The following is a 25,384-nucleotide window of genomic DNA, read 5'->3' on the forward strand; positions in this document are numbered from 1 at the left end:
AGAAAATGACTGACAGAAGCTATTACGCCCCTCACGGCGGCCTTCCTGCACAAACGGAACTGCACACCGGGCGCGCCGTCTTCACCGAGGCTTATGCCGTCATCCCCAAGGGGGTGATGAGTGACATCGTCTCCAGCTATCTGCCGTTCTGGGACAAGACGCGCCTTTGGATCATATCACGGCCACTCTCCGGTTTTGCAGAGACCTTCTCGCAGTACATCATGGAGGTGGCGCCCGGCGGTGGCAGCGATCAGCCTGAACCGGACGCGGATGCGCAGGGCGTTCTGTTCGTCGTCGAGGGCGAGGTCACCGTGACGCTGGACGGCGACAAGCACGTCCTGACCCCGGGTGGATATGCTTACCTGCCTCCTGCAAGCGGCTGGACGTTGCGCAATGAAAGCACAGCAACAACGCGCTTTCACTGGATCCGCAAGGCCTACGAATTCGTCGAAGGTATCGACGTGCCGGACCCGCTCTTCCTCAACGAGAAAGATATCGCCCCCTCGGTGATGCCCGACACCAACGGCGCCTGGGCTACGACCCGTTTTGTCGACCCTGAGGACCTTCGCCACGACATGCACGTCACTGTGGTCACGTTCGAACCAGGTGGGGTCATCCCCTTCGAAGAGACCCACGTGATGGAGCATGGCCTCTACGTCCTCGAAGGCAAGGCAGTCTACAAGCTTAATCGCGACTGGGTGGAAGTGGAGGCTGGCGACTTCATGTGGCTGCGCGCGTTCTGCCCTCAGGCCTGCTACGCTGGCGGCCCCGGCAAGTTCCGCTACCTCCTCTACAAGGACGTTAACCGCCACGCCAAGCTGAGCTTCAGATGAGAACATTTTGCGGTAGTACGAGCTCTATCTGCAGGTTGCACGCATGAGCAATCGCATCATCACCGCACAACCTCTGACGCGCGAGGCATTCGCGAGGTTTGGCGATGTCATCGACACCGACTGCGACACGCACTACCCGATTAACGCTGGCAAGTGCGAGCGCTACCATGATTTGTGCAAAGTCGAGATCAAAGGTGAAAACCCGCGGGTCCTGGTGTCGATCTTCAAGGGAACTCCCTACGAGTTCCCACTGAAGCTTACCATGGTCGAGCGCCACCCGCTGGGCAGTCAGGCGTTCATGCCTTTATCGCCTCAGCCATTTCTGGTGGTCGTCTGCGAAGACGAGGACGGAGAGCCCGGTACACCGCACGCATTTCTGACCGCGCCGGGACAAGGCGTGAATTATCCGCCCAATCTATGGCACGGGGTTCTCACTCCAGTCGGCTCCGCGCAGGACTTTGTCGTCATCGATCGCGGCGGCGATGGGAACAATCTGGAAGAGCATTTTTTCCAGGAACCGTGGGAAATCAGACTTCCCGAATAGGGGTACGTCGCTTTCCGGAGGGTAAAATATGCCATCTGGAAAGCGCGTTTCATGACGCATATTGATGCAACCAAAGCGTTGCATCCGACAATCCACCGAAAATCTGGCTCCTGAAACCGGGCGATCTCAAGACGAGATCCGCTTGGACGGCCAACCCCGTTCTTCCTTAGTTCTTAGGCGTTTAGCGGCGTATCGTGTCCGACTGATACGGCGTGCATTATCCGGTCATCACGGCACGCATTCGCAGTATCCTCCAAGAATATATCGCCAAATGGTTGAATCCCTCTCCGTATAGGGGGTAGTTTTTTGACCAATAGAGTGCCGACAAAAACGCCAAACCATGTCGCAGCGCGCCTTGTGGCGCAGGCTATTTTGCCGTCAATATGACGGAAACGAGGCGCGCCTAACGCAGCCCACAAAAATGGGTCCGACAAAACAATCGGGTGAGGAGCAATACATGTCCAAAGAACTAGATTTTCTAAGCCGTCATGTGGCCAAAGGCAGCCTCAGTCGGCGCGATTTTCTCGGACGCGCGGCAGCTTTGGGTGTCTCGGCGACCATGGCAAATTCGCTTCTCGCCAATGCAGCGCGCGCGCAGGCCCCACAAAAAGGCGGCGACCTGCGCATGGGTCTGATCGGTGGCGAATCCACCAACAGCCTCGACCCAGCCAAATGGCTGACGCAGGTACCACAGAACTTCGGCTCCACCTGGGGCGAGCTTCTTGTCCTGCAATCGCCGGAAGACGGCTCGCCGCAGCCGGTTCTGGCTGAATCGTGGGAAGCCTCCGACGACGCCAAGGAATGGCGCTTCAAGATCCGCAAGGGCATCACCTTCCACAACGGCAAGGATATGACCGCGGAAGACGTCGCCCAGACGTTCCGCCGCCACTCGGATGAAAAAACCGAATCCGCGGCACTTGGCGTCCTGCGTGGTCTCGGCGAGATCGCCGTCGACGGTGACAACGTCGTGTTCAAGCTGGAGCACGGCAACGCCGACCTTCCGCTGCTTCTCACCGACTACCACCTCGTGATCCAGCCAAATGGCGGCTACGACAAGCCGGACGAGGGCATCGGCACCGGCCCCTACAAGGTGGAGGTCAACGAGCCGGGCGTTCGCCATGTCGGCACGAAATATGATGGCTACTGGCGTGACGACGTCGGCCACGTCGCCTCGGTCGAAGTCATCGTGATGAACGACGCGACCGCGCGCATGGCCGCTCTGCAGTCAGGCCAGGTCCACATCATCAACCGTGTTGAGCCGCGCACTGTTGCCCTGCTGGCACGTGCGCCGGGTGTGCATATTGAAAGCACCCCGTCCAAGGGCCACTACGTGTTCATCATGCACTGCAATACCGCGCCGTTCGACAATTACGACCTGCGCATGGCGCTGAAATATGCGATCGATCGCGAGCAGATGGTCAATCAAATCCTGATGGGCCATGCCACGATCGGCAACGACTTCCCGATCAACGAGTCATACGCGCTCTACCCGTCAGGGATCGAGCAGCGCGCCTATGACCCCGACAAGGCCAAGTTCCACTTCCAGAAGTCGGGCCACAATGGCTCCATCCTTCTTCGTACCGCTGACGTAGCCTTCCCTGGCGCAGTCGACGCCGCGCAATTGTTCCAGCAACAGGCTGCGCAGTGCGGCATCGAAATACAGGTCCAGCGTGAGCCTGGCGATGGCTATTGGACCGAGGTCTGGAACAAGCAGCCATTCTGCGCCTCCTATTGGGGCGGCCGGCCGACACAGGATTCCATGTATTCGACCGCCTATACATCGGGCGCGGACTGGAACGACACCCGCTTCTTTGATGAGGGCTTCGACAAGATCATCCTCGAGGCCCGCGCGGAGCTCGACCAGACCAGGCGCGCCGAGCTTTACCAAGACGCGGCGCTGAAGGTTCGCGACGATGGTGGGCTGATCCTGCCGATGTTCAACGACTTCCTCGACGCACGGCGCGAAGAGGTCCAGGGCTGGGTCCGTGACCCGAACCATGAAACCTCCAACTTGAGGGCGGCCACCCGCGTCTGGCTGCAACAGGGCTGAGCGGCCAATGCAAATCCTTAAACTAATAGCCCAGCGCGTTGCGCTGGGCATCATGCTGCTGTTCGCTGTATCTGTGCTTATCTTTGCTGGCACCGAGATCCTCCCCGGAGACGTCGCAGCGTCAATCCTCGGCCAGTCGGCCACTCCCCAGGCACTTGAGAACCTACGGCGTGAGCTCGGGCTCAACGAGCCGGCCATCACACGCTATTTCACCTGGCTTGGCGGCGTTCTTACTGGCGATCTCGGAACCGCTCTTTCCAACCGCATGGACATCGCCACTTCGATCTGGCCGCGGCTGAAGAACACGCTCTTTCTCGCCTTTTGGGCGGCCGTCGTTTCGGTCCCGTTAGCTCTCATTCTCGGCATGCTGGCTGTGCGTTACCGCAACGGCTGGATCGACAAGACGATCTCTGGCTTCGCCCTTGCGTCCACCTCCCTGCCTGAATTTTTCATCGGCTATGTGCTGATCTTCTTCTTCGCCGTGAAGCTCAATTGGTTCCCAAGCTTTTCGACCGTTCACGATGCCATGCCTTTCCTCGATCGCATGAAGGCGATTGCGCTGCCGGCTACGGCACTCACCCTGGTGGTGCTGGCGCATATGATGCGTATGACCAGAGCTGCGATCCTCAATGTGATGCAGTCTGCCTACATCGAGACCGCCGAGCTTAAAGGCCTGTCGCAGCTTGATATCATCCGTCGACACGCATTTCCGAACGCCATCGCCCCAATCGTCAATGTCATCATGCTGAACCTTGCCTTCCTGGTCGTCGGCGTGGTCGTGATCGAGGTGATCTTCGTCTATCCCGGCATGGGGCAATATCTGGTCGACCACGTGACCAAACGCGATGTTCCCGTTGTACAGGCGGTGGGTCTGATCTTCGCCGCGGTTTACATCACGCTCAATATGATCGCGGACATTGCAGCGATCGTCTCAAACCCGCGCCTGCGGCATCCACGATAGGGGGCGGCGCGATGTTCGATCTCAAAACACTCACCGTCAGCGCCTGGATAGGCCTGTTCTTCACTTCGATCTTCCTGTTCGCGGCGATCTTCGCGCCATGGATCGCTCCTTACGGCAAAGCACAGATCGTCGGAGGCGTGTGGGAGCCTATGTCGGCGCAGTTCTGGCTCGGCACCGACAATCTTGGGCGCGATCTTCTTTCGCGCATGATTTACGGCGCACGAACCACAGTGTTCATTGCGGCGGCAGCAACGGCCCTCTCCTTCTCGCTTGGCGCGATCCTCGGGTTCACAGCTGCGGTTGTCGGCGGCTGGTTCGACACATTGCTGTCCCGCTTCGTGGATCTGTTGATGTCGATCCCGACGCTGATCTTTGGCCTCGTCGTGTTGTCAGTCCTGCCATCGACGATCCTCACGCTGATCCTCGTCATGGGTTTCCTGGATTCCACCCGCGTCTATCGCCTGTCACGTGCCGTGGCTGCCGACATCAACGTGATGGATTTCGTTGAGGCGGCAAAACTGCGCGGCGAAGGAACTCGCTGGATCATCTTTCGTGAGATCCTGCCCAACGCGCTGTCACCTCTGGTCTCTGAACTTGGCCTCCGCTTCATCTATGCGGTTCTTTTCCTTTCCGCACTTTCCTTCCTTGGGCTCGGAGTTCAGCCGCCTGAGGCAGACTGGGGCGGTATGGTGAAGGAAAACAAGGAGGGCATCGTCTTCGGCATCCCTGCAGCGCTCATTCCGGCAGCTGCCATCGCGGCGCTCGCCATATCAGTCAATCTGGTGGCCGACTGGGTGCTGAACCGAACCAGCAGCCTCAAGGGAGGACGAGGATGATGGCGACACCTACTCCATCAAACAGCGACAATCTCCTCGAGATCCGAAACCTGAAGATCGAGGCCACCAGCTATCCGCCTGGCGAACCTCCGCGCGACATCACCATCGTCCACGGCGTTTCGCTGTCGCTCAAGCGCGGCAGGGTGCTCGGACTGATCGGAGAATCCGGAGCTGGCAAGTCAACGATCGGCCTGTCTTCGATGGCCTACGGACGCGGCGGTGTGCGCATCACCGGCGGCGAGGTGCTGCTGAATGGCCGCGACATTCTGAAATCCGGCAGAGGTGGCATCCGCAAGATCCGCGGTCGCGAAGTCTGCTATGTCGCGCAATCAGCTGCCGCAGCCTTCAACCCGGCTCACAAATTGATGGACCAGGTCGTGGAAGCTGCGCTTCAGCATGGGGTCGTCAATCGCGCCGAGGCTGAGGGCAGAGCGAAGGCGCTGTTTCAAAAACTCAGCCTTCCCGATCCCGAAAATATCGGCAATCGCTACCCGCATCAGGTTTCCGGTGGCCAGCTGCAGCGCGTGATGACCGCGATGGCGCTGTGCTCCGAGCCGGACCTCATCGTTTTCGACGAACCCACCACCGCGCTCGACGTCACCACCCAGATCGACGTTCTCGCCGCGATCAAGGATGCGATCCGCGACACGGGCGTTGCTGCCCTGTACATAACACATGACCTCGCCGTCGTTGCGCAGATCGCAGACGAGATCATGGTCCTGCGACATGGAGAGCTCGTCGAATGGGGCGAGACCCAGCAGATCATCAATGAGCCGAAGCAGGATTACACACGGGATCTGGTGGCCGTCCATCAGATTGACCATAGCGAAAAAACCGCCACCTCCGCTCCGCTGCTTTCGGTCAAAAACGTGACGGCGGCCTACGCCGGGGGTGTGGTCCAGGTTCTCAAGAACGTCTCCGTCGACATACATCCCGGTCAAACGCTTGCAGTGGTCGGAGAATCCGGTTCGGGGAAGTCCACGCTCGCCCGCGCCATCACCGGGCTTCTGCCGCCAATGGAAGGCTCGATCGAGTTCGAGGGACGCACGCTGGCGAAACGCCTTTCTGATCGCAAGCGCGAGGATTTGCGCGAACTGCAAATGATCTACCAGATGGCGGACGTTGCAATGAACCCGCGCCAGACTGTGGCGGACATCATCGGTCGCCCGTTAGAGTTCTATTTCGGAATGCGCGGCAAAGAACGCGATGCACGCGTCGCCGAACTTCTTGACAAGATCGAGATGGGCAAGGGCTTTGCCGACCGCTATCCGGCCGAACTGTCAGGTGGCCAAAAGCAGCGCGTCTGCATTGCCCGCGCGCTCGCCGCCAAGCCAAAGCTGATTATCTGCGATGAAGTCACGTCCGCGCTTGATCCCCTGGTGGCAAATGGCATCCTGCGTCTCCTCCTTGACCTCCAAGCCGAAGAAGACGTTGCCTACCTCTTCATCACGCATGACCTTGCAACGGTGAAGTCGATCGCTGACTCCATCGCGGTCATGTATCGCGGCGAAGTGGTGCGCTACGGGCCGAAGTCCAAGGTCCTGACGCCGCCCTTTGATGACTACACCGACCTGCTGCTTTCCTCGGTGCCACAGATGGAAGTTGGCTGGCTCGAGAAGGCCATATCAGGCCGGCGCATGGCGAGCGCCGGCAACTAGAAATCAGCCTGCGCCCCGTCAGGAAGCGCAGGCTTTTTTCATCCTACTCCTGGAGCCAGCACTTGAAGGGCGCGCGCCCGTACATGAGCTCTCCCGCCGGGTGTGGGGTGAAGCCACCTACCTTGTTTGAGACCGCGTCCACCCAATCGTTGAACACCGGGATGATCGCGCCGCCCTCATCTCGCACCATCATCGCCATGTCGCGATAGATCGCCTTCCGCTTGACATCGTCCAATTCCGCGCGCGCAGCGATGACCTTCGCGTCAAATTCTGGACGCCGAAAACGCGTCTCATTCCAATCTGCGCTCGAGACATAGGCAGTCGAATATTGCTGGTCTTGCGTTGGCCTGCCGATCCAGTAGGACGCGGAGAAAGGCGACGTATTCCACACTTCCGCCCAGTAGCCATCGCCTGGCATCCGCTGAACGTCCAGCTTGATCCCCGCCTGCTCAGCGCTCTGTTGAAAAAGAAGCGCCGCATCGACCGCGCCGGGGAAGGCGACGTCGGAAGTCTGCAAGGCAATCGGCCCGTCATGGCCTGACTTCTTGAAGTGGAAGGCAGCCTTGTCAGGGTCATATACCCGCTGCTCGATATCCTCCGAGAAATACGCATAGGCCGAGTTTACCGGGATGTCATTGCCGACAGTTCCGTAGCCACCCAGGATCTTTTCCAGGATCGCCTCGCGGTCGATCGCGTATTTCAGCGCCAGCCGCAGATCATTATCGTCGAACGGCGGTGTGATGCACTGCATGGCAAACGTGTAATGCGCACTGCCGGTGATGTTCTGGATCGACACGTTGGGCAGGCGCTTGATGAAGTCCACAACCTTCGGCTCGACCCGGTTCATCAGGTGAACCTGACCAGACTGGATCGCAGCAAACCTTGCGGCAGTGTCGTTGATGACGATGATCTCGACTTGCTCGGCATGGCCGCGCTCGTCGGACGCCCAGTAATTTTCGTAGCGTGCGGCGATCTCACGGACACCAGGCTCGTGTGACCCGATATTGTAGGGTCCTGTCCCGATCCCCGCTTCGGGGTTATCCATGCCGCCATTGGGCTGGATGATGAGGTGATAGTCGGTCAGCAAATATGGAAGGTCGGCGTTGGGCTCCTTCAGCGTGACGATGAATTCATCGCCACTGGCTTCCAGACGGTCGATGCCGCCGAGAATGCCAAGCGCACCGGAACGGCTGCTCTCACCTGCATGCCGCTCGATCGTCGCGCGCACGTCTTCAGCTTCAAGTTCCTTGCCGTTGTGGAATGTGACGCCTTTGCGGATCTTGAATGTCCAGACTTTCGCGTCGGGCGATGCGCCATATTCGGTGGCAAGGTAGGGGACGAGCGTGCCATCCTCTGCCACATCCAGCAGTTTCTCACCCCAACAGCGGGCAAATACGCCCTTGACCTGATTGTTGATCGCAGCCGGATCAAGACCATCGCTGGATTCGCCGCCAACCATGCCGATGCGCAAGGTGCCACCCTTAATCGGGCCAGCGGCTCTGGCTGCGTTTGAAAGGAGCATCGAAGCGCTCGATGCAGCCACGCCGAGCGCAGCGGCCCGGCCGAGGAATGCGCGTCGGCTCAAACGCTGCCGAGCAGCAAGTTGGGCGAGGTAGTTCAGTTCGTCCTGCATGACTCATTTCCTCCCATTAATACGGCCACTCGCCCCGGCCCAAATCACGGATCGCCCCCACAATTCGCGAAAAACTTTGGCTGGCGCGCTCCGACGAATGACGTGCACGCAGATAGCCGTGCACAAGACCCGCTTCGTTGAACCAGCGCGCCTTTCCACCAGCGGCGGAAACCCTCTCACAGTAGATCTGTCCGTCATCGGCCAGCGGATCGCATTCGGCTGTAATCACGACGGTCGGCGGCAACCGGGCAAATTCCTCGTCCACCAAGGGCGCAAAGGTGGGATCCGTGTCGACGTTAAGCCCACCCGCCCGCATCTCCCGGTAGTAGTCCATGTCGCGCACGCTCAGGAGCGGTGCATCGGCATGCTCCAGATAGGAGCCCCGACCAAGCTGGCCGCAAAGCCCGGGGTAGATGAGGACCTGCCCAATCGGAGGGTGTTCTGCCTGCCGGGTGGCATGGGAGACGCATGCGGCAAGATTTCCGCCAGCCGAGTCGCCCGCCAACAAGACGGGTCGACCATAAGTTGCGACGGCCCATTCGAATGCGGCTAGGGCGTCCTCGTACGCTGCCGGATGCGTGAACTCCGGCACAAGACGGTAGTCGACCGAGACCACTTCGAAGCCCGTCCCCTTGCATATTTCGGCACAGACATCGTCGTGGCTTTCCAGGCCACCAAGGATGAAGCCACCTCCATGGGTATAGAGGACAACTGCGTCGTCGCTTGGTTCTTCGCTGCGGTAGATGCGGATTGGGATTTTATGGGTCGAAGTCTCAATCGACGTGTCCTGCGCAGAGACACCAGCAGGATAGCCTGCGTGAAACGCCTTGCACATCTCGTCATAGGTGCGGCGCTGTTCTTCTATTGTCCGGTCAACCGCATCGACCGGATAGAAACTATTGGTGCGGTCAATGAACGCCCAGATTTCTGCGTCGATCAGCTTCCTGTAATCAGGCATTTCACCTCCCCTTCCAGACCGGATCGCGCTTCTCGGCAAAGGCCTTGAAGCCTTCCAGATTGTCTTCCGAAGCGTAGAGTTCATCGACTGTCCGGAATTGGCGCTTGGTGACCCAGTTCATCGCCTCCTGAAATTCCATTGCCTCTGCACGCCGTGCGACTTCCTTGATGGCGGCGAAAACCAGCGGCGGTCCGCTCGCGAGGAGCCGCGCCACATCCCAAACGCGTTCTTCGAGCTGGCTTGCCGGATGGACTTCGTTGACGAGGCCCCATCGCTGCGCCTCCAGGGCGTCCATCCAACGGCCTGTCAGAAGCAGGTCCATCGCGACATGGTAGGGAATGCGTTTAGGCAGCTTGATCGTTGCCGCGTCAGCGAGCGTTCCTGCCTTGATCTCAGGAAGTGCGAAGGACGAGGTTTCGGACGCGTAGATCAGGTCGCAAGAGAGCGCGAGTTCAAAGCCGCCCCCAACCGCCATTCCGTGAACACAGGCTATCACGGGCTTGTTGAGGTCCCGCAACTCCTGCAGGCCACCAAAACCGCCGACGCCGTAATCCCCATCCACAGCATCGCCATTTGCCGCCGCCTTGAGGTCCCAGCCAGCGGAAAAGAACTTGTCGCCCGCTGTTTTGACGATCGCCACCCGCAGACTGGCGTCATCCCGGAACGCCTTGAATGTCTCGCCCATCAGCCGGCTAGTCGCCAGGTCAATGGCGTTGGCCTTTGGCCGGTCAAGGGTGACTTCAAGGATCGCACCGTCCCGGTGCGTCTTCACAACGTCGTTCATCTAATCCTCCCTGGTCACCAGCAGTGCATCTGCAATCCAGGCACCCTTGCCCGTTTCGCAGACGATCAGCGGGTTGATGTCGAGTTCCTCGAGTTGATCCGCATGTTCGAGGGCAAAGTCGGCAATGCCTTTCACGACAGCGACAGCAGCTTCGAGATCGGCTTTAGGCCGACCACGATACCCATCGAGCAGCGCGAACATGCGCAGGCCTTTGAGGGCTTGTTCGATGTCGTCGGTGTTGGCAGGAAGCAGGATTGTGGCGCTGTCTTGCAAAAGCTCGACAAGCACGCCGCCGATGCCGACGGTCATGACCGGACCAAACAGTGGATCGCGCGTGACACCAACAATCAGTTCGGCCACACCACCGGACACCATCTTCTCAACGTAAAGGTCAGTGCCCAGATGGCTGAGGGCGGTGACGGCGCTCGCCAACGCATGTGCGTCGGCAAGGTTCAGCTTCACCGCGCCAACTTCGGATTTGTGAGCAATGCCCAGCGCTTTTAGCGCAACCGGGTAGCCGATCTGTTCGGCGGCCTCTACGGCAGAGGATGCATCCGCAACGCCCCCCATTGGGACTGGCAGTCCAGCCTCCCGCAGCATCGACTTCGCAACCGCTTCATCTTGCATCGCGATGGTTCTTGCGCACCCATCTACGAGCTTGGGCGTGGTGGCGAAGTCCCGCTGATCATTCTTCTGCCAATTCGTTCCGATGAAGGCAGCCGCTTCGGCGGCGTCCAGCGCTTCGGCAATACCAGCCAGCGGTACTATCCCGGCGTCGAGTAGCCGGTCCGAATAGTCCTCCGGCAGGTTTTCCGGCATCGAGGCAACCACCGCACCTTTCGCGCGATTGGTCTTGAGCGCCTCGCCAAATGCAGCGATTGCCGGCCACCAATCTTCATCCGAGCAACGGTCATTACGCGGAAAATCTAGGATCAGAAGATTGAGGTCGAACCCGCCTGACACCATTGCGGTGAAGCTTGCCGTCATCGATGGCTGATCGTTCCAGATGAAGGTGTGATAGTCGAGCGGATTGGCGATGGCGACCAGCGGCCCGAGAGTCTGACGGACGCGGTCAATATGATCGGGGCAGAGCGGCGGAAAACCGATGCTGCGCCTACCTTCAGCAGCGTCTGCCATCACCGAGGCCTCGCCCCCCGAACAGCTCATCGATGACAATCGGCCACCCCTGAGTGGCCCGATCGCGTGCAGAAGCTTGAGCGTTTCGAGAAAAGACGGGATGGAGTTCACCCGCGCAATACCAAGCCGGCGCAAGAATGCATCCGAAGCTGCATCCGAACCCGCCAGCGACGCCGTATGCGAGATTGTCGCCTTGCGAGCCGCTTCAGAGCGACCGACCTTCATGGCGACGATTGGCTTGCCTAGTTCGCGGGCGCGCCTCGCCAGACGCGCAAAGCCTTCGACGCTGTCGAAACCCTCGATATGGAGCCCGAGCGCGGTTACCCGTTCATCTTCGATGAGCCCCAGCGCCATTTCCGAAAGACCGGTCTGCGCCTGATTGCCGCCGGTCATCACATAGGCGACTGGCAAGCCACGTCGCTGCATCGTCAGATTGATGGCGATGTTGGACGATTGGGTCAGGATTGCAGCGCCCTTGCCGCCCTGCGGAAGACGCTGGCCTCCATGTTGATCCGGCCAGAGCAACGCCCCGTCGGCGTAATTTATCAGCCCATAGCAATTCGGGCCGATGACCGGCATGTTCCCCGCAGCCGCGATCAGCTCCCGCTGCAGACGTTCACCGTCAGCATCTTCTGCGCCAGATTCCAGAAAGCCCGCAGCAAAGCAGATTGCGCCGCCTGCGCCCATCGCCCCAAGACCACGAACAATGTCGATTGTCAGGTAGCGATTGACGCCGATGAAAGTCGCATCCGGCGGCGCCGGCAGATCGGCAATACTGCCAAACGCTTTGACGCCAGAGATTTCTGAACGCGTCGGATGAACGGGCCAGATCTGCCCGTCAAAACCCATCTTGAGGCATTCGCGCACCACATTCGGCGCAAAGCCGCCGCCACCGATGACAGCTATAGTCTTCGGCCGCAGCAACCGCTCCAGCCGGTGCGTGCCCGCAAAAGGTGCCGCAGTTACGGATTGTGCTTCTGACAGACGGTCTCCCCCCCGAACCGCCATGTCAGCCTCCGACTTCGCGCAGCAGCGCCCGCGAAATGATGTGCCGCTGGATCTCGCTGGTGCCTTCCCAGATCCGCTCGACACGCGCGTCGCGCCAGATCCGCTCCAGGGGCAGTTCGTCCATAAGGCCCATTCCGCCATGGATCTGAATGGCTTCATCAGCCACGAAGGCCAGCATCTCCGTGGCCTTGAGCTTGGCCATTGCCATGTCCTGATCGGTGACGGTCCCGGCGTCATATTTCCAGCCAGCCTCGAGAACCATCAATTCGGCTGCCTTCAGCTCGGTCGCCATATCGGCCAGCTTGAACGAGACGCCCTGAAATTTGCCGATCTGCTGGCCGAACTGTTCCCGGCTTGCCGAATAGTCGATGGCATGGCCCAGCGCACGTTCAGCACGCCCAAGGCACGTCGCCGCTACCTGCAATCGTGTTGCACCAAGCCACGAATTTGCGACCTCGAAGCCCTTGTCTACCTCGCCAAGGACCTGCTCCTTCGGCAGCCGGCAATCATCGAACTCAAGGACAGAGTTCGTATATCCCCGGTGCGAGACGTTTCGGTACCCGTCACGAACCGTGAAACCAGGCGTTCCTTTGTCGACGAAGAAGGCCGTGATTTTCTTGCGCTTGCCCCGTGGCGTATCCTCCTCGCCAGTTGCCATGAACACGATGGCGAAGTCGGCAATGTCCGCGTGGCTTATGAAGTGCTTGGTGCCATTCAGGACGAAGTCATCGCCATCCTGTCGCGCTGTCGCCTTCATCCCACGCAGATCAGAACCGGCACCCGGCTCGGTCATTGCCAGGCAATCCCAGGTCTCCCCGCGAATGCACCGATAAAGGTATTTCTCCCGCTGCTCAGGGCTGCCGGCGAGAAGGATGTTGGATGGCCGCGCAACGCATGTCCAATGCAAGGCATAATTCGCCCGACCAAGCTCTTTTTCGTAAAGAAGCCAGGTCAGCGTATCGAGGCCCGCACCTCCGACGTCGACGGGCATGTTCGCCGCGTAAAGCCCGGCTTCGATTGCCTTCGCCTGAAGCTCTTTAATCAGGTCGGGCCGCAATATTCCGGTGCGTTCCACCTCGGCTTCATGCGGATAAAGTTCGTTTTCGACGAATGCTCTGGTCGTCTCGACGATGAGTCTTTGTTCCTCGGTAAGCCCAAAATCCATCTTCAGGCCTCGTCTGGTTTTGCGCGTTGAGAAAGCTGCTCGACATAGGCGTTGTGCAGTTCGCCTGCGCCCCAGCCTCTGCCATCGTTCTGTCGGCCCAGCGCTTCCATGATCGCCACGAGATTGTCGTCGCGGATCTTCTCAAGCTCACGGATCGACCAGCGGCCGGACTGCTCGTCCGATTGCGTCGCAATCAGCTCGACCAGTTCTTCATTGAACTCCGGCACGTCCATCAGCTTGGTCCAGGGCCAAGAGAGGCAGGGCCCGAATTGTGCCATGAAATGCCGCATGCCCGATTCGCCGCCCGCAATGCGATAGACCTGGAACATCCCCATCTGGGCCCAGCGCAGACCGAACGAATAGCGCATGATATCGTCCAGCTCTTCAACGGAGCAGATGCCGTCCTTGATCAGCCAAAGCGCTTCACGCCACATCGCCTCAAGGAGGCGATCACCGACAAAGGCTTCGATCTCCTTGCGGATCACGACGGGCTTCATGCCGATCGACGCATAAAGCTGCTTCGCCTTCTCAATCGCATCCGCGGACGTCTTCTCGCCGCCAACTATTTCGACCAGCGGCAGGAGATAGACGGGGTTGAAGGGATGCGCGACGACCAGCCGCTCAGGATTTTTCGCTAATGCGGGCTGCATATCGCTTGGCTTGATACCGGACGTCGACGAGCCGATAATCGCATCAGGGCGAGCATTTCTGTCGATCTCCGACAGCACCTTGTGCTTGAGCTCCAGCCGCTCGGGGACGCTTTCCTGGATCAGATCTGCATCCGCTACAGCTTCTGCAATTGTCTTCACATAGGAAATCGTGCCTTCCTTCGGCAGGCCGTCGGGAACCATGTTCTTGTAGGCCCGGCGTGCGCCCTCAATGACCTCCGATACCTTCCTCTCCGCCTCCGGGTCGGGATCGAACAAGGCAACGTCAATTCCATTAAGAGCCAGCCGGGCAACCCATCCGGCTCCGATCACGCCACCACCGATGCAGGCTGCTTTCTTGATCATCATGATCCCTCACGCAGCCAGCGGAGTGCGTTTGGTGAGGCCTAGCTTCGCGCGCACTTCATCGGGGCCGATGACGCGGGCTCCCATGTTTTCGATGATGGTCACGGCGCGTTCGACGAGTTGGGCGTTGGTCGCGAGCACGCCCTTGTCGAGCCAAAGATTGTCTTCCAGTCCGACGCGGACATTGCCGCCGGCCAGCACCGCCGCTGCCGCGTAGGCCATCTGGTTGCGCCCGAGCGCAAAGGCGGAAAACGTCCATTCCTTCGGAACGTTATTGACCATCGCCATGAAGGTGTTGAGGTCATCCGGTGCGCCCCATGGAACGCCCATGCAGAGCTGGACCAGCGCATCAGGCTTCAGAACGCCCTCCGTGACGAGCTGTTTCGCAAACCACAGATGGCCAGTGTCGAAGGCCTCGATCTCCGGCTTGACACCCATCTCCGTCATCATGCCGCCCATCGCCCGCAACATGCCGGGCGTGTTGGTCATCACGTAGTCGGCTTCGGCGAAGTTCATGGTGCCGCAATCAAGCGTACAGATTTCCGGTAGGCACTGGCGGACATGCTCGACGCGCTCGCTGGCGCCCGCCATATCGGTACCCTTCTCGCGAAGCGGAAGAGGGTTCTCGACATCTCCGAAAACCATGTCGCCGCCCATTCCGGCGGTCAGGTTCAAGACAACGTCGACCTCGGCATCGCGGATCCGCTCCGTCACCTCACGATAAAGCGCGACGTCGCGGCGCGGTGTGCCCGTCTCGGGGTCACGGACATGGCAGTGAACGATCGCAGCGCCGGCCTTCGCCGCGTCAATCGCCGCTTCCGCGATCTGCTTAGGAGAACGCGGAACGTGTGGGCTGCGGTCTTGAGTGCTACCTGAACCTGTAACAGCGCAGGTGATGAACACCTCGCGATTCATTGCCAATGGCATGGCGGTCCTCCCTCATTACGTATGGGAAGGATGATGCCTCACTTGCAGGCTTACGCTTTGCATTCTACGAATTGTTCTTGATGAATAGCGAACCGCGATCGATTTTCATTCCCGATCAGTCCCCGTTACGGCTGACCTTTGTCATCTTCACGGGCACCTCGATCATGTGCGTTGCATCAGCAATCGATCCCCTGCGCGCCGCCAACCGAATAACGGGCGAGAAGAAATTCCACTGGAAGATCGTCTCCCAAGACGGGCAAGATCCGCTGACCACCTCGGGAATCCCGGTCGCCGTAAGTGGCAAGTTCGACCTGCAGGACGAATCCGATGTTCTCATTATCGTCGGTGGGTTTGGCACCCGCCACGTAAGGGCAAGGCCATTCCTTCGAGATCTGCGCCTGTCTGCCAGACGCAAGCGGGCAATTGGCGGAGTAGAAGCTGGAAGCTGGGTTCTCGGCCATGCGGGGCTGCTTGAGGGACGGGCTGCCACCACGCATTGGGAAGATCTGGAAGATTTTTCGGTCAGCTTTCCTGGGTGTGATGTGCGCCCCGATCGCTACGTGATCGATGGACCTTTGTTCACCTCGGGCGGAGCCTCTCCCACCTTCGACCTCATGCTCCACCTGATCCGGTCAAGGCTTGGCATGACCGTCGCGCTCGATGTGGCGAGTGTCTTCATCTACGATCAGGCGCGCGACGCCACCGATGCGCAGCCTTTGGTTTCTCTCGGCAGGCTGGACGGTTACGACCCGCGATTGGTCAATGCAATCCGGCTGATGGAAAACCACATAGACAGCCCTCTTACAACAGCCGCGATTTCAAAACGACTTGGGCTTTCCCCCCGCACGCTTGAGAAGATTTTCGCAGCTTCAGTTGGAGAGACGCCAGGGGCATACAACCTGCGTCTGAGATTGCTTGCGGCAAGGCGCCTCGTGCTCGACACCTCTGAACCGATGGCAAACATCGCGGCACGCACCGGCTTTTCGGGAGCGGCCACATTCTCGCGCGCCTTTCGCAGCGCGTTTGGGATGCCGCCAACCCAACTGAGAAATGGCTGATAGCTTACCGAGATTTCGGCATGAAACGGTTGGCAAGGATCCCGCAGAGAAGCCCGATCGGCACCACACCCAGAAGCTTGAAGACCGGCACGACCAGGAGGCTCAACGCTTCTGTCGAAGAGGTCGGAGCCACGAAAGCACCGTACAGCGCGTAAAAATCAAGCAAAAGACACGCCACTGCAATGACCAAAGCCGCAAGCCAGAGGCTGGTGCGCAGAGCGAGCGACAGGCTGATCAGATAGGAAAGGCTCGCCGCGCCGAACAGCCCGATATGGAAGCTGCCGATCGGCCCTTCGGCGATCATGAAGCAGACGATAGCCTGGACGCCGATACCGATGACCGAAAGCAGCGCTGCTGCATTTTTCGCAATTGACTGCATTGATTTCCCCTCTACGTCGTTGTGGCCTACTCCCTCCGTGCCGTTGCGGCAAGCTGCACCATGCGGTTCATACAAAAATGGCGGGGACTTGCCCCGCCATTCGTAATCCGCAATCGTCTCCTGTCAGACGCGCTCGAGTGCCACGGCGATGCCCTGGCCAACGCCGATGCACATCGTAGCCAGCGCCAGCTTTGCACCGCGCTCGCGCAGTTCCAGAGCCGCCGTACCGGCGATACGCGCCCCCGACATTCCCAGCGGGTGGCCCAGAGCGATCGCGCCGCCATTCGGGTTCACGTGCTCAGCGTCCTCGGCAATGCCGAGATCACGAAGCACGGCAATTCCCTGCGAAGCGAACGCTTCGTTGAGTTCGACAATGTCGAAGTCGGTCGGCTTGATGCCAAGACGAGCGCACAGCTTGTGCGATGCCGGAGCCGGACCAATACCCATGATGCGTGGCTCAACGCCGGCAACGGCACCACCGACAAAGCGAGCGATCGGGGTCAGGCCGTACTTCTTGACCGCAGCTTCCGAGGCAACGATCAACGCGGCTGCGCCGTCATTGACACCGGACGCGTTGCCAGCCGTAACCGTGCCGCCTTCCTTCTTGAAAGGCGTGCCAAGCTTGGCAAGCGTTTCGATCGTGGTGCCAGCGCGGGGATGCTCGTCCTTGCTGACGACGACCGGATCGCCCTTGCGCTGCGGGATCGTCACCGAGACGATTTCCTTGGCGAGACGTCCATTCTCCTGCGCTGCGACGGCCTTAGCCTGGCTGCGAACGGCGAACGCGTCCTGATCCGCACGCGAAACGTTGAACTGCTCAGCAACGTTCTCGCCGGTCTCCGGCATCGAATCGACGCCGTACTGCTTCTTCATCAACGGGTTGACGAAGCGCCAGCCAATCGTGGTGTCGTAGATCTCGGCGTTTCGCGAGAACGCCGTCTCCGCCTTCGGCATCACGAAAGGCGCACGGCTCATCGACTCGACACCGCCAGCGATCATGATTTCGAACTCGCCCGACTTGATGGCGCGTGCTGCAATCGTCAGCGCGTCCATGCCCGAACCGCAGAGACGGTTTACGGTCGACCCCGGGATCGAAACCGGCATGCCAGCGAGAAGCAGCGACATGCGCGCAACGTTGCGGTTGTCTTCGCCTGCCTGGTTGGCGCAGCCGAAGACGACGTCATCGATGGCTTCCCAGTCAACATTCGGGTTGCGCTCCATCAGCGCCTTGAGCGGCACCGCACCCAGATCGTCTGCGCGAACGGAAGAGAGCGAACCGCCGAAGCGGCCGATGGGAGTGCGAACATAGTCGCAAATATACGCTTCGGTCATTCTCAAACCTCCGGAACGATCAGATCGACAACCGGACCGTCAATGACAAGTTCCGCGCCGGTCACGGCCTGCAGTTCTTCAATGCTTACGGTCGGCAGCTTTTCACGCAGAACAAAGCGTCCGTCGACGATGTCGATCACGGCAAGGCTGGTATAGACCGTCGTGACGCAGCCAACGCCGGTCAGCGGCAGGCTGCACTTCTTGACGAGCTTCGGCGTGCCCTTCTTGGTGACGTGATCGGTGATGACGCAAACGCGTTTTGCGCCGTGGACCAGATCCATCGCGCCGCCGACAGCCGGAACCGACCCCGGACCCGTGCTCCAATTGGCAAGATCACCGTTCTCGGCAACTTCGTAAGCGCCGAGAATTGCAACATCAAGGTGACCGCCGCGAACCATCGCAAACGAATCCGCATGGTGGAAGAACGATGCGCCCGGGTTCAACGTCACGGCCTTCTTGCCGGCGTTGATCAGATCCCAGTCTTCCTCACCCTCGGCCGGAGCCTCACCGAAATCCAGCACCCCGTTCTCGGTGTGATAGATAACCTCACGGCCGTCCGGCTTGAACTTGGCGACCATTTCCGGAAAGCCGATACCGAGATTTACATAGGCACCGTCCGGAATGTCCTGTGCTGCACGCCATGCGATCTGTGCGTTGGAAAGCTTCGTAGTCATGCCTTAACTCCTTCGCGCAGCAGTACTTCTTCCTGCTTCGGATCAGAAACCTCGACAACGCGATCAACGAAGATGCCCGGCGTAACGACATGCTCCGGGTCGATCCCGCTCGCAGGGACGACCTTGCGCGCCTGAACAATCGTCAGCTTCGCAGCCATTGCCATCAGCGGCGAGAAGTTGCGCGCTGCCTTGTTGAAGGTCAAATTGCCCTTGGTGTCAGCGATGTCAGCCTTGATGATGGCGACGTCAGCCTTCAGCCAGCGTTCCTGAACATATTTGCGGCCGTCGAATTCGGCGATCGGCTTACCTTCGGCGACCAGCGTGCCGTAGCTCGTCGGGGTGTAGAATGCCGGAATACCAGCGCCGCCGGCGCGGATGCGCTCAGCCAGCGTGCCTTGCGGCACGAGCTCAAGCTCGATCTCGCCAGCGAGATACTTGTCGGTGAAGGCCTTCGGATCGCTCGAACGCGGGAACGAGCAGACCATCTTCTTGACCATGCCGGCATAGATCATCGCGGCAATGCCGATCGCACCGTTACCTGCATTGTTGTTGATGACAGTGAGGTTCCCGGGCGAGCCGGTCTCGCGATAGCGGTTAACCAGCGAGTGGATCAGCTCGATCGGGGCGCCTGAGCCACCGAAACCACCGATCATTACCGACATTCCATCCTGGACGTCGGCCAGAGCATCTTCGATGCCTGGGTAGACTTTCTTCATTGTCGATCTCCCCGAACTGAGCTCAAGGCAAAAGTTCGTATTGCGAACAATTGTTTGATATGCGATACATTATTAGATGACACCTAAAGTCGAGTCAAACGAAACGGCTGCCGATCGAGACCTGGTCGGATCGCTCGCGCGCGGTCTGCAGGTCATGGAAATCCTCGCTGCGAATCCCGCCGGGATGACGCTCACGGAGATGGCGGAGCATGCTGGCTTAACCCGTGCAGGTGCGAGACGGTTCCTTCTGACCCTCGTGTCCACCGGCTACGCATCTCAGGACGGGCGCAAATTCATGTTGTCGCCGCGTCTGCTGTCGTTGTCGCGGACGTGGATCTCGAACACATCCTTGTGGAGCTTCGCTGAGCCTTTCATGCGCACCCTCTCGCAAAAGCTCAACGAAAGCTGTTCTGCCGCAATCCTTGCTGACGAAGACGTCGTCTATGTGGCGCGTGTCGCCGGGCACCGGATACTGTCCGTCGCACTCCACGTGGGAACGAGGCTGCCCGCGCTTTCGACGGCTATGGGGCGGATGTTACTGTCCAAACTGCCGGATCATGAACTGCGCGCATTTCTTGCGCGGGCAAAAATCCACGCACACACACCCAAGACGATCACTGACCCGGCAAAGCTCGAGCGCATCATTATCGACGCAGGCAAACGTGGCTACGCGACTATGGACGAAGAGTTGGAGATCGGGCTGCGGTCAATAGCCGTTCCGATCCGAAATCGTGACGGCGAGATCGTTGCGGCTATCAACATATCCGCCCAATCCGTGCGGTTCTCGATCGCGGAGATGGAGGAGAAAATTCTCCCTCACCTCCGGGAAACCGCTGGCATGATTGAAAATTACTACGTCGTGCACTGACGTCCGTCAGGCCGCGCTTTTTGCCTCGGCCTCGATCGCAGCGCGCATGCTCTTCGAGAGCATGATTTCCAGCCGCTGTGCGACCGCCCGCTTCCATTCGGATGACGTTGAAAGTTCATCCGGAAACAGGCCCGGCAAGGACATCAGCCGATCAACGATCGAGCCGGCATCGCTCTCCGTTCCGGCGAGAAGTGCCTCAATTTCCGCCTCGCGCGGATCACGCAGATCATATTTTGCGCCGTTCTCGTTCATGCCGAGACAATATCGCATCCATGCCGCCACAGCGAAGGCATAGCTGTCTAGGGGATCGCCTTTTGCCAGTGCGAATATTGCCGGTTCCAAAAGCCGCTGAGGCAGCTTTTGCGTCCCGTCCATAGCGATCTGATAAGTCTGGTGTGCAATGGACGGATTGCTGAACCGCGTGAGAAGCTGGCCAGCGTAATCGTCAAAAGAAATACCGGCCACAGGATCAAGCGTCTGAGCGATCGCATTCATATGGTTGCGGATCACAGCAACAAGCGCCGCATCCTGCATAACATCACGCACATAGACATGTCCGGCAATGAAGCCCGAATAGGCAAGCAGCGAATGCGAGCCGTTCAGCATGCGCAGCTTCATCTTCTCATAGGGAAGGACGTCATCTGCGAAGATAGCTCCGCCCGCTTCCCAGTCCGGACGGCCGGCAACGAACTTGTCTTCAATGACCCACTGGCTGAACGGCTCCGTCTCAACCGCAGCCCGATCATCGCGCCCGGTCAAGCGTTTCACATCGGCAAAGGTCTGTTCAGTGCTGGCCGGTGTGATGCGATCAACCATCGTCGACGGGAACGTGACATACTCGTCGATAAATTCTTGCAACTCCGGACGAACCCGCTGGACAAAATCGCGGACCAACCGCTGCACAACATGCCCGTTCGAGGGAAGGTTGTCGCAGCACAGGACCGTGAAGCCCCCTACGTCGCGTTCCTTTCTCAGCCGCAGCGCTTCGACAATGAACCCGATGGCGCTCTGGGGCTCGGCGGGGTTCGATAGGTCCGCTGCAATCGAAGGGTGTCCTTCATCCAGGCCCCCCGATGCAGCGTCGATCCCATACCCTTTTTCCGTGATGGTAAGGCTGACGATCTTCGTTTCCTCAGCCGTCATGGCATCAAGGACGGCCTGTCGCTCTCGCGGCGCGACGAGCACATGCCGGATCGAACCGATAATGCGAGCCGAAACGCCATCTTCGCCGCGGGTCAGCAAAGTGTAGAGGCCTTCTTGCGGGTTGAGCGCATCGGCGACATCTGGTGATCGCAAGCTGACGCCCGTGATCATCCAGTCACCGCCGGAAGCGCCGATCGCATCATCGGTGTAGACCGCCTGATGTGCCTTGTGAAACGCGCCCACGCCCAGATGAACTATCCCGGACTTTCGCCCAGCCTCTCTCCAGGAGGGTTCCTGGTTGCCATCCCCAACGGACGTCTGCGCGTCAAACATACCTATTCACCAGATTCTCGAGATATTCCTGTCGCCCGGATCGGGGCTTGGGCTCGATATCATTCGAAAGCACATGCGTCGAGATTTCATCCAGTGACATCTGGCCTGAAAGCATTGCCTGCGCATGCCGATCGTTCCAGCCGGCATAACGCTCTTCCAGCGGCTTGATCAGGGCCTGATCCCCCAGCATTCCAGCGGCAGCCTTCAAGCCCCGTGCGCAGCAATCCATCGCGCCTATATGCGCAATCAGCAGATCTTCCGGGTCGAGCGATTGGCGACGGAGTTTGGCATCGAAATTGGTGCCTCCGGTCGTGAAGCCACCTGCCTTGAGAACCTCATAATAGGCCAGAGCCATTTCGGGCACGTTGTTTGGAAACTGGTCCGTATCCCAACCCGACTGATAGTCGTTTCGATTCATGTCGATTGAACCGAAGATCCCCAGCGATGCCGCGAGGGCTAACTCGTGCTCGAATGAATGGCCCGCCAGAATCGCATGCCCCTGCTCGATATTGACCTTCACTTCTTTCTCAAGGCCGAAATCCTTGAGGAAGCCGTAGACCGTCGCGACATCATAATCATATTGATGCTTTGTCGGCTCCTGAGGCTTAGGCTCGATGAGGATGGTCCCGCCGAAGCCAATCTTCTTGGCATAGTCGACGACGAGCGCAAGGAACCGACCTGCCTGCTCCCGTTCGCGCTTGAGATCGGTATTGAGCAGGGTTTCATAGCCCTCACGGCCGCCCCAGAGCACATAGTTCTGGCCGCCAAGCCGCTTCGTAACGTCCATACAGGCTTTGACGGTCGCGGCTGCGTACGCGAACACATCAGGATCCGGGTTGGTCGCAGCTCCCGCCATATAACGACGATGCGAGAAAAGGTTTGCGGTGCCCCATAGCAGCTTCACCCCGGTCTTCGCCTGCTTTGCGGCAAAGACGTCACCAATCTCATCCAGCCGTGAAATACTCTGCGCAAGCGTCGAGCCTTCCGGGCGCACATCCGCATCGTGGAAACAGTAGAATGGCACGCCGAGCGCCTGGAACATTTCGAAGGCAACGTCAGCCTTGAGCCTCGCCCCCTCCATCGTCTCATCGAACCAGGGACGCTCGAAGGTCTGCCCGCCGAAGGGATCCCCCCCCTGCCACGCAAATGAATGCCAATAGGCCACGGAGAAGCGCAGATGGTCCTCCATCCGCTTGCCCATGATCATCTCAGCTGGATTGTAATATCTGTAGGCGAGCGGATTGTCCGAATCCGGCCCTTCGTAGCGGATCGGCGAAACGTCACCGAAGAAACCGGTCGTCATGACAAATCTCCTTGTCGATCAGGAATGAATGGAGCGGATGGCCGGATAAAGGTCGCGGTAGCGCTGATACGCATCCTCGAAGGCTGCGTGCAGTGAGGTATCCGGCTCTATGGTCTCGCGCATTGCCGGGCGGGAACAGACCTGAACCGGATCCGCTCCCTCGGCCGCGATAAGACCGAGACGCGCTGCCCCGAGCGCCGCGCCAAAATCTCCCTCAGCCGGGAGATCGATCGGAATTTCGAGAGCCGTCGCAACCGCCTTCAGCCAATAGTGCGAACGCGACCCGCCACCAACCGCAGTTACCCGATCAATCGTCGTGCCGGAAGATTTCAACGCTTCGAGGCAATCGCGATACGAGAACGCAACCCCTTCCATGACGGCCTGCGTCAAGGCTTCCCGATCGCTCTGATGCGAAAGCCCCGTCAGCGCTCCACGAATAGACGCATCATTGTGAGGGGTACGCTCGCCCGAAAGGTAAGGCAGAAACGTCACCCCGGTTGGGGCCCGAAGTTGATCGCCCAGCTCGTCAGCCAATCTGCTGGCGGGTGAACCGACAATAGCCGATAGCCAGCTCAGCGAATCTGCCGCCGAAAGTGTCACCCCCATTTGATGCCACACCTCGGGCAGGGCGTGACAAAATGTATGCACCGCACTTGCAGCAATTGGGGAGTATCGATCATTGGCTGCAAAGAGAACGCCGGATGTTCCAATCGAAAGAAAGGCCTCCCCGGATCGTACAGCGCCGACACCGCAGGCCGAAGCGGCATTGTCCCCTGCCCCGCCCGCGACAACGACCTTATTTTTCATCCCCCATCTGGAGGCTAATTCCGGCCTCAACACGCCCGACACTTCCGTCCCTTCGATGAGCGACGGCATCTGCGCCAGTTCAAGACCGCATTTGTCCAGAAGCTGCATGGACCATTGCCGCCCCCCGACATCCAGCCAAGACGTGCCGGATGCGTCCGACATTTCGGCCACGAACTCGCCGGTCAGCCAGAAGCGGAGATAGTCCTTCGGCAACAGAACCTTGGCCACGCGATCAAATATCTGCGGCTCATGCCGCCTAAGCCAGACCAGTTTCGGCGCGGTAAATCCGGGAAAGACGATGTTTCCCGTAACCTCGCGAAAAATCGGATCACGATCAAGCGCTTCAGCTTCTTCGAAACTGCGGGTGTCGTTCCACAATATCGAAGGCCGCATCACCCCCCCGGCGCTGTCGATAAGGGTCGCTCCATGCATCTGGCCCGATAGACCAATGCCACGCACCGCTGCGATTTCAATCGCATGGGAATGACGCAACGCACCGACCACATCTTCGGCAGCCCGGACCCAATCCGCAGGCTCTTGCTCCGACCACCCCTCATGGGGACGCGACACCGTGATATCGCTCGACGCGGACGCGACAGGCTCCTGCTCCTCATCCATCAGCAGCGCCTTGACCCCCGACGTGCCGAGGTCCAGCCCAAGATACATCCAAATTCCTCCCATGCCGGCCAGAAGCCTGCCCGAAGGAGCATAGCCGAGTTCTTATTTATTTCGCAATCCGCAAAAAATAAGAAAAGCCCCTGCCCCAGCACTCGGCCGAGGAATGGGAAGGACGACGACGCAGATTTGCGTTAGTGCAGCAGGGGGACAAGCCAATCATCCACCGCTCGGAGAAACTAGTCTTTTATTGGGAAGATGTTTGCCCGCGCACGTTGGATTTGAACCAACGACCTTCAGCTTATGGTCCGCAGGACGAGGAGCTACCTCGGCCAGGGACGCATGCGTCCCGCCAGCCGACCCTGAAGTGCGCGGCGTTGAATGTTGATTGCTGAGAAGCTGGTGCTTGGTTGCGGGGGTTGGATTTGAACCAACGACCTTCAGCTTATGGTCCGCAGGACGAGGAGCTACCTCGGCCAGGGACGCATGCGTCCCGCCAGCCGACACTGAAGTGCGCGGCGTTGAATGTTGATTGCTGAGAAGTTTGAAGTTGGTTGCGGGGGTTGGATTTGAACCAACGACCTTCAGCTTATGGTCCGCAGGACGAGGAGCTACCTCGGCCAGGGACGCATGCGTCCCGCCAGCCGAC

The 25,384-nt window shown here is 59.4% G+C and carries 22 protein-coding genes; 8 read left to right on the forward strand and 14 right to left on the reverse strand.

Annotation, left to right across the window (positions count from 1 at the left end; genetic code table 11):
* Window positions 1-5 precede the first annotated feature (5 nt).
* The 6 genes from IOD40_RS17680 to IOD40_RS17705 all read left to right on the forward strand — a co-directional run bounded on the left by IOD40_RS17680 (window position 6) and on the right by IOD40_RS17705 (window position 6,882).
* Window positions 6-833 (forward strand): bifunctional allantoicase/(S)-ureidoglycine aminohydrolase, encoded by an 828-nt coding sequence (locus IOD40_RS17680; protein ID WP_198478026.1) that lies wholly within the window; start codon window positions 6-8, stop codon window positions 831-833.
* Window positions 834-876: 43 nt separating this feature from the next.
* The gene (locus tag IOD40_RS17685; protein ID WP_198478027.1) at window positions 877-1,377 is read left to right on the forward strand and encodes an ureidoglycolate lyase; all 501 of its coding nucleotides are present in this window, start codon (window positions 877-879) and stop codon (window positions 1,375-1,377) included.
* 457 nt (window positions 1,378-1,834) lie between these two features.
* Window positions 1,835-3,427 (forward strand): ABC transporter substrate-binding protein, encoded by a 1,593-nt coding sequence (locus IOD40_RS17690; RefSeq protein ID WP_198478028.1) that lies wholly within the window; start codon window positions 1,835-1,837, stop codon window positions 3,425-3,427.
* 7 nt (window positions 3,428-3,434) lie between these two features.
* Complete coding sequence (locus tag IOD40_RS17695) at window positions 3,435-4,388, forward strand: ABC transporter permease (RefSeq protein WP_198478029.1); 954 nt, start codon at window positions 3,435-3,437, stop codon at window positions 4,386-4,388.
* An 11-nt stretch (window positions 4,389-4,399) separates the two neighbouring features.
* A complete protein-coding gene (locus IOD40_RS17700; protein ID WP_198478030.1) occupies window positions 4,400-5,224 on the forward strand; it encodes an ABC transporter permease in 825 nt (274 codons plus the stop codon).
* Window positions 5,224-6,882, forward strand: coding sequence for an ABC transporter ATP-binding protein (locus IOD40_RS17705; RefSeq protein WP_198478054.1), 1,659 nt, complete (start codon window positions 5,224-5,226; stop codon window positions 6,880-6,882). The genes IOD40_RS17700 and IOD40_RS17705 overlap by 1 nt, the downstream gene beginning before the upstream one ends.
* A gap of 43 nt (window positions 6,883-6,925) precedes the next feature.
* Here IOD40_RS17705 and IOD40_RS17710 read toward each other — a convergent pair whose 3' ends face one another.
* Genes IOD40_RS17710 through IOD40_RS17740 form a run of 7 tightly spaced genes read right to left on the reverse strand, consistent with a single transcriptional unit; the run spans window position 6,926 to window position 15,507 of the window.
* On the reverse strand, window positions 6,926-8,515 hold the full coding sequence (locus tag IOD40_RS17710) for an ABC transporter substrate-binding protein (protein WP_198478031.1): 1,590 nt from the start codon (window positions 8,513-8,515) through the stop codon (window positions 6,926-6,928).
* 16 nt (window positions 8,516-8,531) lie between these two features.
* Window positions 8,532-9,473, reverse strand: a complete 942-nt coding sequence (locus IOD40_RS17715; RefSeq protein ID WP_198478032.1) for an alpha/beta hydrolase — start codon at window positions 9,471-9,473, stop codon at window positions 8,532-8,534.
* Between the two features lies 1 nt (window position 9,474).
* The gene (locus tag IOD40_RS17720) at window positions 9,475-10,257 is read right to left on the reverse strand and encodes a carnitinyl-CoA dehydratase (protein WP_198478033.1); all 783 of its coding nucleotides are present in this window, start codon (window positions 10,255-10,257) and stop codon (window positions 9,475-9,477) included.
* On the reverse strand, window positions 10,258-12,402 hold the full coding sequence (locus tag IOD40_RS17725) for an acetate--CoA ligase family protein (RefSeq protein WP_198478034.1): 2,145 nt from the start codon (window positions 12,400-12,402) through the stop codon (window positions 10,258-10,260). It abuts the gene before it with no gap.
* 1 nt (window position 12,403) lies between these two features.
* A complete protein-coding gene (locus IOD40_RS17730) occupies window positions 12,404-13,567 on the reverse strand; it encodes an acyl-CoA dehydrogenase family protein (RefSeq protein WP_198478035.1) in 1,164 nt (387 codons plus the stop codon).
* Between the two features lie 2 nt (window positions 13,568-13,569).
* Complete coding sequence (locus IOD40_RS17735; RefSeq protein WP_198478055.1) at window positions 13,570-14,586, reverse strand: 3-hydroxyacyl-CoA dehydrogenase NAD-binding domain-containing protein; 1,017 nt, start codon at window positions 14,584-14,586, stop codon at window positions 13,570-13,572.
* Between the two features lie 3 nt (window positions 14,587-14,589).
* A complete protein-coding gene (locus tag IOD40_RS17740; protein ID WP_198478036.1) occupies window positions 14,590-15,507 on the reverse strand; it encodes a BKACE family enzyme in 918 nt (305 codons plus the stop codon).
* A gap of 77 nt (window positions 15,508-15,584) precedes the next feature.
* On the opposite strand from IOD40_RS17740, the gene IOD40_RS17745 reads away from it, so the two are divergent.
* Window positions 15,585-16,565, forward strand: a complete 981-nt coding sequence (locus IOD40_RS17745; protein WP_198478037.1) for a GlxA family transcriptional regulator — start codon at window positions 15,585-15,587, stop codon at window positions 16,563-16,565.
* A gap of 4 nt (window positions 16,566-16,569) precedes the next feature.
* Here IOD40_RS17745 and IOD40_RS17750 read toward each other — a convergent pair whose 3' ends face one another.
* From IOD40_RS17750 to IOD40_RS17765, 4 genes are all read right to left on the reverse strand, one after another.
* Complete coding sequence (locus IOD40_RS17750; protein ID WP_198478038.1) at window positions 16,570-16,944, reverse strand: hypothetical protein; 375 nt, start codon at window positions 16,942-16,944, stop codon at window positions 16,570-16,572.
* A gap of 123 nt (window positions 16,945-17,067) precedes the next feature.
* Window positions 17,068-18,276, reverse strand: a complete 1,209-nt coding sequence (pcaF, locus tag IOD40_RS17755; protein ID WP_198478039.1) for a 3-oxoadipyl-CoA thiolase — start codon at window positions 18,274-18,276, stop codon at window positions 17,068-17,070.
* A gap of 2 nt (window positions 18,277-18,278) precedes the next feature.
* A complete protein-coding gene (locus IOD40_RS17760) occupies window positions 18,279-18,950 on the reverse strand; it encodes a 3-oxoacid CoA-transferase subunit B (RefSeq protein ID WP_198478040.1) in 672 nt (223 codons plus the stop codon).
* Window positions 18,947-19,666 (reverse strand): 3-oxoacid CoA-transferase subunit A, encoded by a 720-nt coding sequence (locus IOD40_RS17765; protein ID WP_198478041.1) that lies wholly within the window; start codon window positions 19,664-19,666, stop codon window positions 18,947-18,949. The genes IOD40_RS17760 and IOD40_RS17765 overlap by 4 nt, the downstream gene beginning before the upstream one ends.
* Before the next feature lie 76 nt (window positions 19,667-19,742).
* On the opposite strand from IOD40_RS17765, the gene IOD40_RS17770 reads away from it, so the two are divergent.
* Window positions 19,743-20,534, forward strand: coding sequence for an IclR family transcriptional regulator domain-containing protein (locus IOD40_RS17770; protein ID WP_198478042.1), 792 nt, complete (start codon window positions 19,743-19,745; stop codon window positions 20,532-20,534).
* A 6-nt stretch (window positions 20,535-20,540) separates the two neighbouring features.
* Here the strand turns inward: IOD40_RS17770 and IOD40_RS17775 are convergent, their stop codons facing one another.
* The 3 genes from IOD40_RS17775 to xylB are packed head-to-tail and all read right to left on the reverse strand — an operon-like array spanning window position 20,541 to window position 24,786.
* A complete protein-coding gene (locus IOD40_RS17775) occupies window positions 20,541-22,010 on the reverse strand; it encodes a mannitol dehydrogenase family protein (protein ID WP_198478043.1) in 1,470 nt (489 codons plus the stop codon).
* Window positions 22,003-23,313 carry a xylose isomerase gene (gene xylA, locus IOD40_RS17780; RefSeq protein WP_198478044.1) on the reverse strand — a complete coding sequence of 437 codons (1,311 nt, stop codon included), beginning with the start codon at window positions 23,311-23,313 and terminating at the stop codon, window positions 22,003-22,005. Before xylA ends, IOD40_RS17775 begins: the two co-directional genes overlap by 8 nt.
* Window positions 23,314-23,331: 18 nt before the next feature.
* On the reverse strand, window positions 23,332-24,786 hold the full coding sequence (gene xylB / locus IOD40_RS17785; RefSeq protein ID WP_198478045.1) for a xylulokinase: 1,455 nt from the start codon (window positions 24,784-24,786) through the stop codon (window positions 23,332-23,334).
* Window positions 24,787-25,384 lie beyond the last annotated feature (598 nt).

Source organism: Aquamicrobium zhengzhouense, from assembly GCF_016124105.1.
Lineage (GTDB): Bacteria > Pseudomonadota > Alphaproteobacteria > Rhizobiales > Rhizobiaceae > Aerobium > Aerobium zhengzhouense.

What these genes read in the sequence shown, in the direction of transcription:
- IOD40_RS17680 (WP_198478026.1), top strand. Translation starts at nt 6, where the DNA reads ATGACTGACAGAAGCTATTACGCCCCTCACGGCGGCCTTCCTGCACAA.
- IOD40_RS17685 (WP_198478027.1), top strand. Translation starts at nt 877, where the DNA reads ATGAGCAATCGCATCATCACCGCACAACCTCTGACGCGCGAGGCATTC.
- IOD40_RS17690 (WP_198478028.1), top strand. Translation starts at nt 1,835, where the DNA reads ATGTCCAAAGAACTAGATTTTCTAAGCCGTCATGTGGCCAAAGGCAGC.
- IOD40_RS17695 (WP_198478029.1), top strand. Translation starts at nt 3,435, where the DNA reads ATGCAAATCCTTAAACTAATAGCCCAGCGCGTTGCGCTGGGCATCATG.
- IOD40_RS17700 (WP_198478030.1), top strand. Translation starts at nt 4,400, where the DNA reads ATGTTCGATCTCAAAACACTCACCGTCAGCGCCTGGATAGGCCTGTTC.
- IOD40_RS17705 (WP_198478054.1), top strand. Translation starts at nt 5,224, where the DNA reads ATGGCGACACCTACTCCATCAAACAGCGACAATCTCCTCGAGATCCGA.
- IOD40_RS17710 (WP_198478031.1), bottom strand. Translation starts at nt 8,515, where the DNA reads ATGCAGGACGAACTGAACTACCTCGCCCAACTTGCTGCTCGGCAGCGT.
- IOD40_RS17715 (WP_198478032.1), bottom strand. Translation starts at nt 9,473, where the DNA reads ATGCCTGATTACAGGAAGCTGATCGACGCAGAAATCTGGGCGTTCATT.
- IOD40_RS17720 (WP_198478033.1), bottom strand. Translation starts at nt 10,257, where the DNA reads ATGAACGACGTTGTGAAGACGCACCGGGACGGTGCGATCCTTGAAGTC.
- IOD40_RS17725 (WP_198478034.1), bottom strand. Translation starts at nt 12,402, where the DNA reads ATGGCGGTTCGGGGGGGAGACCGTCTGTCAGAAGCACAATCCGTAACT.
- IOD40_RS17730 (WP_198478035.1), bottom strand. Translation starts at nt 13,567, where the DNA reads ATGGATTTTGGGCTTACCGAGGAACAAAGACTCATCGTCGAGACGACC.
- IOD40_RS17740 (WP_198478036.1), bottom strand. Translation starts at nt 15,507, where the DNA reads ATGCCATTGGCAATGAATCGCGAGGTGTTCATCACCTGCGCTGTTACA.
- IOD40_RS17750 (WP_198478038.1), bottom strand. Translation starts at nt 16,944, where the DNA reads ATGCAGTCAATTGCGAAAAATGCAGCAGCGCTGCTTTCGGTCATCGGT.
- pcaF (WP_198478039.1), bottom strand. Translation starts at nt 18,276, where the DNA reads ATGACCGAAGCGTATATTTGCGACTATGTTCGCACTCCCATCGGCCGC.
- IOD40_RS17760 (WP_198478040.1), bottom strand. Translation starts at nt 18,950, where the DNA reads ATGACTACGAAGCTTTCCAACGCACAGATCGCATGGCGTGCAGCACAG.
- IOD40_RS17765 (WP_198478041.1), bottom strand. Translation starts at nt 19,666, where the DNA reads ATGAAGAAAGTCTACCCAGGCATCGAAGATGCTCTGGCCGACGTCCAG.
- IOD40_RS17770 (WP_198478042.1), top strand. Translation starts at nt 19,743, where the DNA reads ATGACACCTAAAGTCGAGTCAAACGAAACGGCTGCCGATCGAGACCTG.
- IOD40_RS17775 (WP_198478043.1), bottom strand. Translation starts at nt 22,010, where the DNA reads ATGTTTGACGCGCAGACGTCCGTTGGGGATGGCAACCAGGAACCCTCC.
- xylA (WP_198478044.1), bottom strand. Translation starts at nt 23,313, where the DNA reads ATGACGACCGGTTTCTTCGGTGACGTTTCGCCGATCCGCTACGAAGGG.
- xylB (WP_198478045.1), bottom strand. Translation starts at nt 24,786, where the DNA reads ATGTATCTTGGGCTGGACCTCGGCACGTCGGGGGTCAAGGCGCTGCTG.